This is a genomic window from Flavobacterium sp., from assembly GCF_031363805.1.
In the GTDB taxonomy this organism is placed as follows: Bacteria; Bacteroidota; Bacteroidia; order Flavobacteriales; family Flavobacteriaceae; genus Flavobacterium.
Genome location: NZ_JANLVD010000024.1, coordinates 1 through 1,674, shown reverse-complemented (window position 1 = coordinate 1,674; position 1,674 = coordinate 1). Strand labels below are relative to the sequence as shown.

Genomic DNA, 1,674 nt, shown 5'->3' with positions numbered 1-1,674 from the left:
TTTTTAGTTGTAATGTAACGTGAAGTTCCAGCTACGCCAGAAGCTTTGTGCTCAGTACATTCTAAAATTACTTGTATTCTATTACCTTTCTTTGCCATCTTGCTATATAGTTTTTAGGACCGGATTATTTTATAAATCCTTCTGTCTGCGCTTTTTTCAAAACTGCAGCGATTCCATTTTTATTAATTGTTTTTATCGTAGATGCAGCTACTCTTAGAGTAATCCATCTATCTTCTTCTGGAAGATAAAAACGCTTCTTAACTAAGTTTACAGAAAATTTTCTCTTAGTTTTGTTCATAGCGTGAGAAACGTTATTTCCTACCATCGCTCTTTTACCTGTAAGGTCACAAACTCTTGACATTATACTTATCTTTTATCGTTATTCAAAATCAGGGTGCAAAGAAAAGAAAAATAAACCTATTAAGCAACATATTTATTGCACATTTTTCAAAATTTCTTTCTGTAATAGTTCTAAACTTTTAATTACCGCTCTATCTATCACTTTTTCACGGGGTTGACCAAAATTAAATTCTTCTACGATTATTTCTTTTGGAGTGGCCAATGCAATAAAAACAGTTCCAAGATCCGCATTTGCATCTCCTTTTGAAGGTCCTGCGTTACCCGAAGTAGCAATTGCATAATCTGTTTTCATCATCGTTTTTACATTCAATGCCATCGCCGAAACTACCTCTCGACTCACTACGGAATGCTCGTTAATAAGACGTTCAGAAACTCCCAAAACATCTATTTTAGCTGTTGTAGCATAGGAAACAATACTTCCTTTAAAATATGCTGACGCTCCAGCTGCTGAAGTTAATAACTGTGCTATTTTTCCTCCTGTACAACTTTCAGCAGTTGCAATTGTTTTGTTTTGCTTGGTAAGCATTTTACCCACCACAACCTCAATGGTTTCATCTTCGTCAAAACCTACGATGATATCGTGAATGATAGCACTTAATGAGTTTACGCTTTTTTCAAGAGTAGTTTCTAATTTCTCTTTATCTGTGCCACGCGCCGAAAGACGCAAACGAACTCTACCTGGCGCTGGCAAATACGCTAATTTGATACACTCCGGAAGATTATTTTCCCAGTCTTCTATGCGTTCTGCAACATGGCTTTCGCCTTGCCCATACGTCAAAATTGTTTGGTGAATGATATAAGGACGCTCATATTCTCGAACCACTTTTGGAATAATTTCATGCTCGACTAGATACTTCATTTCGTATGGAACACCAGGAAGCGAAATAAAAACAGTATTTTCCTTTTTAATCCACATTCCAGGAGCCGTACCCACTTGATTGTGAAGCACCGTACATTTTGATGGAACCAATGCTTGATCCCTATTTATTTGAGATGCGGGACGGTTCATTACTTTTTGAATTAAATCAATGACATGAGTTTCCACTTTTTTATCAACGATGAGAACATCATCAAAATAATCACAAAATGTTTTTTTGGTAATATCGTCTTTAGTTGGCCCTAAACCACCAGTTATTATAACTAAATCAACGTTATTTTGGAGCTTTTCAAACGTTTCTAAAATATGTGTTTTATCGTCTCTTATCGAAATCATTTCATTGATTTCTACACCAATTTTATCGAGCGATTTGGCAATAAATCCTGAGTTTGTGTCGACAATCTGACCTATTAAAATTTCGTCACCGATAGTAACTA

Annotated in this window: 2 protein-coding genes and 1 pseudogene; all 3 read right to left on the bottom strand. The window is 35.7% G+C overall.

What is annotated here, in order from left to right:
- A pseudogene (locus tag RMN92_RS01805) lies at positions 1-98 on the bottom strand (50S ribosomal protein L33); the annotation flags it as partial.
- Positions 99-124: 26 nt separating this feature from the next.
- The gene (rpmB, locus tag RMN92_RS01800) at positions 125-361 is read right to left on the bottom strand and encodes a 50S ribosomal protein L28 (protein ID WP_144265613.1); all 237 of its coding nucleotides are present in this window, start codon (positions 359-361) and stop codon (positions 125-127) included.
- A 72-nt stretch (positions 362-433) separates the two neighbouring features.
- Positions 434-1,674 (bottom strand): CinA family nicotinamide mononucleotide deamidase-related protein (locus tag RMN92_RS01795; RefSeq protein WP_309607751.1); only part of this gene is annotated, 1,241 nt, incomplete at its 5' end.